Raw genomic sequence first — 6,054 nt, forward strand, 5'->3', positions numbered from 1 at the left:
GAATACCCATCTCGCGTCCGGCGCTCCAGTAGGCCTGGGCATGAATCTCGGATTTGGGGAAGCCGAAGTCGCGCAGCCGGGTCCGAACGTGCTTGAGCGTGGTGGCTTCCGGGGTGGCCCAGGCATACCAGTCCGACCAGTCGCGGGTTTCGATGGCCGACGACAGGGATTTCTGGTCACGCCGGCCTACCCAGTGCAGCCGCAGTCGCGGGTGCACGGCGATCGGAATCTGCTGGTCGTTGTCGTCGTGCTGTTCGAGATACACCTCGATCGGCACGTCGTCGGGGACGACGGCGATGATGCCGTTGATACCCGGAATCGACGCCGCGTCGCCGATCAACAGGTAGCCCGCCGGGTGCTCGTCGGGTGTGTCGAAACGCGACGAGCCCATCAACGACATCACCGCAATGGTCGCGCCGGGTTCGACGGTGCGCGCCCAGGTGGACGCCGGGCCGGCCGGGTCGTGCAACACCACGTCGACGGCGAAACGCCCGGCGGGCGGGTCGGCTTCGGAGATCGTGTATGCACGCTGGAACTCGGTGGTCGACCCCTCGGGATCAGGGAACCAGAACCGCAGCCAGGCCGCGGGCTCGGCCTGGGCGTCGGAGAACAGCGTAGCTGACTGCATCCGGATACGCACGAAGTGTGGTGCCAGCTGCACGCTTTCGAGGACGGTCGCGGTGTGGTCGCGCGCACCGAAGCCCCGCAGCATCGCACCCTGGAGCCCGCGGGCCATCAGCGGTCCATCGCCTCACGGAGGCTTCGGGGCCGCATGTCGGTCCAGTTCTCCTCCACGTAGGCAGGGCATTCCGTGCGTCCTGCTGCACCGAAGACCTTGCGCCAGCCGGCCGGTACGTCGGCGAATGTCGGCCACAGGCTGTGCTGTTGTTCGTCGTTGACGAGAACGACGAAGGTGCCGCCCTCGTCATCGAAGGGATTGGTGCTCATCATCTCTCCTGATCGATACTGGGTTGCTCGCAAAAGTGGCATGGGAGCCCAGATCGGCGCCGAGCACCCGATCCGATAGCAGACCCAGGCAACTGAGGTTGGGAAAGCCGGGTCCCTGTTTGAGCCCGGCAAGGTTGGGCAAGAACAACTTCGGCCAAACGTCGATAACGGCCAGGTCGTGGCCGATGGCTTCCTGGACACGCTCGCCGGTCAGCGCGCCGCCCAGGCCCAGTTCCAGCAGGTCGAGAGCGTCCTGGCTGAACAGCGAGGTGAACCACAGCGGGTCGGCACCTGACCCGTCGATCACCAGATCGAAACCGTGTACGGTTTCTAAGTTTTCGCTACCCCGATTGGTGGCCAGCGTCAGCCTGATCTGCTCGTTACGACCCACCGCGTGAGCCACCCGCCCACGTAAGTGCCGGATCCGATCGTCGGCCAGCAAAGCGTCCTGCACGTTGGCGGAGAATACCCCGCGGTCGGTTCGGGCGATCGCGTCGCGCCGCTCGTCGGCCGTTAGCGCGGTCCAGTCGCTGGGGTCGGAGAAGAGCGCATTCTCGAAGAAACTCTCGCCACGGGTGAACAACGTCACCTGGGGTGAAATCACCGTGATGGTCGAAACCCGATGACGGAAAAGCTCGTTGAGCATCGCAGCGGCGGTCTCGCCGCCGCCGATGACCGCTACCCGCTCGGCGTCGATGCGGTCCTGTTGTCCGGCGCGGTGCCAGAACTGCGCGATCGAGAGCACCCGCGGATTGCCCGGCAGCAACGAGCGCTCGGCTTGGCCGGGGCCGGTGATCATCAAACCGTCGGCGTGCACGGTTGTTTCGTCGGTGTGCAGCACCCACCGCTCACCGTCGACGGCGAGGCGGTCGACCTCGCCGTACACCACCGACATGCCGATCTCGTCGGCCACCCAACTCAGGTACTGACTCCACCGCCGATGGGTCGGCGCCGGCCGACCGCGGTCAATCCACTGCGCGAACTGACCGGTGGCGATCAGATAGGACTGCCAACTGTGCCGGATCATCCGCTTATCGAGTTCGGCATTACGACGCGAAACCAGTGACGAGCGGTAAGGAAAGCCGACGTCCTTTTCCGGGCTGGTGCCCAGTCGCTGCGCGCCGTCGGTCCAGCCGCCACCGGCCTGCCAGTTGGCGCCGACCCCGGCCCGCTCGATCGCGACCACCTGCGGCGCCTCGACACCCATCTCACGCAGCACGTGCGCCTTGGCGGCCACCGCCACCGCTTTCACACCCGCGCCCAGCACGGCGAGCGTGGTCATACCACCATCTCTTCGATCGCGGTTGTCCACAGTTGTTGCAACGCAACAATGTCCGAATCGCCGAGGATGTCGGGCAACGCGCGCCACTGGGTCACAAGCACCTGGTGTTCGCCGCTGCCGAGCACGGTGGCCACCAGGCTCAGCTCGTAACGGACCGCCAGATCGGGTTCGGGCAGCGGCGACACCCCGTTCAGCAGACTGCGGTCCAGCCACAGGCCGCTGGTGCCGCCGACATCGGCGCGACCAAGGTAGTTCAACAGCAGCTGCGGCCCGTCGAAGGCGGCGAGGCGGCGGCCGGTGTCGTCGCGCAGGTAGCGCAGCAGCCCGTAGTCGACACCGTCGCCGGGGATTGCCGTCAGTAGCTCGCGCACCCGTCGCGGGTCGTCGGTGTCGACGCGCAGCGGATAGATCGCGCTCAGCAGCCCAACGGTTTCGCTCGTATCGACCGCGTCGTCGAACAGCGCGTCGGCCCGGCCGTGGGTCTCCAGCGCGAGCAACGGCGGAGGTGTCGGCTGCCCGCGCTGTTGACGCCACCGGGTGATCATCCGCGACGCGGCGGCGATCAGGACGTCGAACACCGGCAGGCCGGATTTCAGCAGGCGGGCGGTGGCATCGACGTCGAGCATCGCCGTCCGCACCAGCAACCCGGCCGCGCGGTCACGGACCGGCACCAACCGCCGTTGCCCCAGTTCGGGATCATCGCCGGCAACTTGCCTCGTCCAATACGGTTCGCTGTCGATCCCTTTCGCGCGTGCGGTCATCAGCTCGACCCAGCGTCGATAGCCGGTGTGCTCGCGCATCGGCCGAAGGGCGGCGCCGGCCATCAGGGCATGCACGGCGGCGTCGAGTTCACCGAGCACCACCTGCCACGACGCCGGGTCCAGCGCCAGCACGTGGGCGGTCAGCACCAGCACGCTCTGGCCGGTCGGTGGCCGCAACCACACCGCCGCGAGCAGCTTTCCGCGCTCGGGATCGATACTGTCGATCGCTCGGGCGGTCTGGGCGACGACGGCGGACTTCAGGTCACCGGAAACCATTATCTCGGTGAGGATCTCACTCACCGGTTCGGCATGCAGCGTCATGGTCGAGCGGTCCAAGCGGCTGCGCAGCACCTCGTGGCCGTCGATGATGGTCGCCAAGACCGACCGTAGCTGCTCGCCGGTGACGCCGTCCGGCAACCGAATCGCTTCAGCCTGCGCCAGCCTGCGCGGCTCACCGACTTCGTAGAGCCAGTGTGCGTTGGCCAGCAGTGGTATCGGGCCGCTGCCGGCCTCGGTGTACGCCGCCGGCCGGCTCACCGCGGCCGCTTCGGCGTCTATGGCTGCGGCGAGTTCACGTACGCTGGTGCACTCCAGGATCAGTCTGGCGCGCAGCGCAATACCGCGACGGCGGGCGGCCTGCACAATCGACAGCGCCACAATGCTGTCGAGTCCCAGCTCGAGAAAGTCCGCGTTCGGATCGACACTGGCGACGCGCAAGATCTCGGTCAGCACCTCGAGGAGCGCCGACTCGGTCTCGGTTTCGGGCCCGAGTCCGCCGAACCCGCTTGACGCGCCCGGATCCATTGCCGCCAAGGCGCCTTCGTCTAGCTTTCCGTTAGGGGTCAGCGGAATGCCTTCGACGATCACGATGCGCTGCGGAACCATGTACCGCGGCAGCCGGGCGACCAGCATCCGGCGCAGTTCGAGCACCGAGGGCGAAACGCCCGCCACATACGCAATCAGCCGCGGTGCGCCGTGCTGCTCGCGTACCAGCACGCGGGCATGCCGTACGTCTGGGTGCGACTCGAGTACGACGGCGACCTCGCTCGGCTCCACCCGATGGCCGCGGATTTTCACCTGCGCGTCGGCTCGGCCCACGTAGCGCAGTGACCCGTCGGCGTGCCGGCGCACCAAATCTCCGGTGCGGTACATCCGCGTCCCCGCAACGAAGGGGTTGGCGACGAAGCGCTGCCCGGTTTCGGGGGCACGGCCCAGGTAGCCACGGGCCAATTGCGCTCCGCCGAGGTACAACTCCCCCACCACGCCGTGCGGCACCGGGCGCAGCGCGGAGTCCAGCACGTAGCCGTGGGTGGGACCGGTCGGGTGCCCGATCGACGGTTCGACGTGGTGGTCGATGGCGGCCACGACGGCCTCGACGGTGGTCTCGGTGGGCCCGTAGCAGTTGAATGCCGTCATCCCGGTGCGGGTGCATTGGTCGCCAATGAACGACCAAGAACTTGCGCCGAGCGCTTCGCCGCCGAGCGCGAGCACAGCCAGCGGGACGCGGGTCAGCAGTCCCGCCGACCGCAGTTGGGCAAACATCGACGGGGTGGTGTCGATCATGTCGACACCGTGCTCGGCGATGGCGGCGACCAAAGCCTCGGCATCCGTCTGAGTGTGTTCGTCGACGACGTGCACCGCGTGGCCGTCGAGCAGGGCGACCAGTGGCTGCCAGGCCGCGTCGAAGGCGAACGACCAGGCGTGCGCGATGCACAGCGGACGACCCAACCGGGCCGCCGCGGGTCGCAGCACACGCTCGAGGTGGTCGTCGGCGTAGGCACCGACCGCGGCGTGAGTTCCGATGACGCCCTTAGGTTCTCCGGTGGTTCCCGACGTGAAGACCACATAGGCGGCCTGCGCGGGGTCGACCTCGACGGGCCGGAAGCGGCCGGGATCGTCCGCGTTGAAGCTGTCGTCGATCACGATCGTCGCGCCGCTTTGCCGCAGAATCGAATTCACCCGCTCCGCGGGCATCCCCGGTTCCAGGGGAACATACGTCGCGCCGGCTTTCAGGGTCGCCAGGATCGCCACCACGTAGCGCGGGCCGCGGGAAAGCCGGATGGCCACCGGGGTTTCGGCGCCGACACCGCGTGCAGCGAGCGCGCCCGCAAGTCGGTTGGCCGCCTCGTCGAGTTCACCGTAGCTCAGCGTGCCGCCCGCCCACGTGACAGCCGGGCTGTCGGGTGTACGGGCAGCGACCGCGGTGAACCGTGTGTGAATCGCCTGGACGGTAGGCGTTTTCACTGGACTCGCGCCCGACGGGACGGCCTCATCGGCCAGCAGGACGCTGACGTCTCGCAGCGGACTATCCCAATGCTGCAGCAGCCGGTCTGCGGTGACCAGGAGTCGTTCGCCGAGGGATTCGGCGGTGGTCGTCCCGATCGCGCCGTCGATGACCTCGACCATCAGGACCAGTCCCGCGTCGGCCAGGTGCGCGGCCAGCACGATCGGGAAGTGGGTGAGGCTTTGCACCGCAGCGGGTCGGAAGGTGACGCCGGTGCCGGCCAACTCATCCCCGGCGGCCATGCCTACGGTCGGGAAATTCTCGTAGACCAGCAAGGTGTCGTACATCTCGCCGACGCCGCCGATGGCCCGCAACTGGGCATGACCGAGGTGGCCGTGTTCACGCAGAGTCGCCGAATCACGTTGCACCTCGGAGCACAACGCACCGACCGCAACTGCCTGATCGAGGTGTACCCGTAGTGGGACCGTGTTGATGAACAGCCCGACCATGGTCTCGACACCGGCCAATTCGGCGGGCCGACCGGACACCGTGACCCCGAACACCACATCGTCGCGGTCGGTCAGGCGCGACACAATCAGCGCCCACGCCGTCTGCAACAGCGTGTTGAGTGTGATTCCGCGCGAGCGGGCACCGCTGATCAGCCGTTGCGTGGCCGCGCCGCCCCACTGCAACTCGGTGCGCTGCGGCAGGGTGGGCGCGGGCATGGTGTCTTTGGTGCCGAACGCGGCAGCCAGCAGCGTCGGGCCGGGTAGGCCGGCGAGGTGTTCACGCCAGACCCGTTGACTGGCTTCGTGATCGCGGCCGGCCAGCCAGCCGAT

Annotated in this window: 4 protein-coding genes; all 4 read right to left on the reverse strand. The window is 67.7% G+C overall.

The features are described 5' to 3' along the window. The coding region (locus AC2VOU_RS02430; RefSeq protein WP_486955924.1) for a siderophore-interacting protein at positions 1-736 on the reverse strand (736 nt) is incomplete at its 3' end. Continuing rightward, positions 736-948 carry an MbtH family protein gene (locus tag AC2VOU_RS02435; RefSeq protein ID WP_486955925.1) on the reverse strand — a complete coding sequence of 71 codons (213 nt, stop codon included), beginning with the start codon at positions 946-948 and terminating at the stop codon, positions 736-738. The genes AC2VOU_RS02430 and AC2VOU_RS02435, both read right to left, overlap by 1 nt. After that, positions 926-2,230 (reverse strand): NADPH-dependent L-lysine N(6)-monooxygenase MbtG, encoded by a 1,305-nt coding sequence (mbtG, locus tag AC2VOU_RS02440; RefSeq protein ID WP_486955926.1) that lies wholly within the window; start codon positions 2,228-2,230, stop codon positions 926-928. Before mbtG ends, AC2VOU_RS02435 begins: the two co-directional genes overlap by 23 nt. Next, positions 2,227-6,054: amino acid adenylation domain-containing protein (locus AC2VOU_RS02445; protein ID WP_486955927.1), on the reverse strand; the 3,828-nt coding region annotated here is incomplete at its 5' end. The genes AC2VOU_RS02445 and mbtG, both read right to left, overlap by 4 nt.

It is taken from the genome of Mycobacterium sp. TH-M25, from assembly GCF_057473665.1.

Bases quoted from the DNA above. Each gene is read 5' to 3' on its own strand.
- AC2VOU_RS02435 (WP_486955925.1), bottom strand. From the start codon at position 948: ATGAGCACCAATCCCTTCGATGACGAGGGCGGCACCTTCGTCGTTCTC.
- mbtG (WP_486955926.1), bottom strand. From the start codon at position 2,230: ATGACCACGCTCGCCGTGCTGGGCGCGGGTGTGAAAGCGGTGGCGGTG.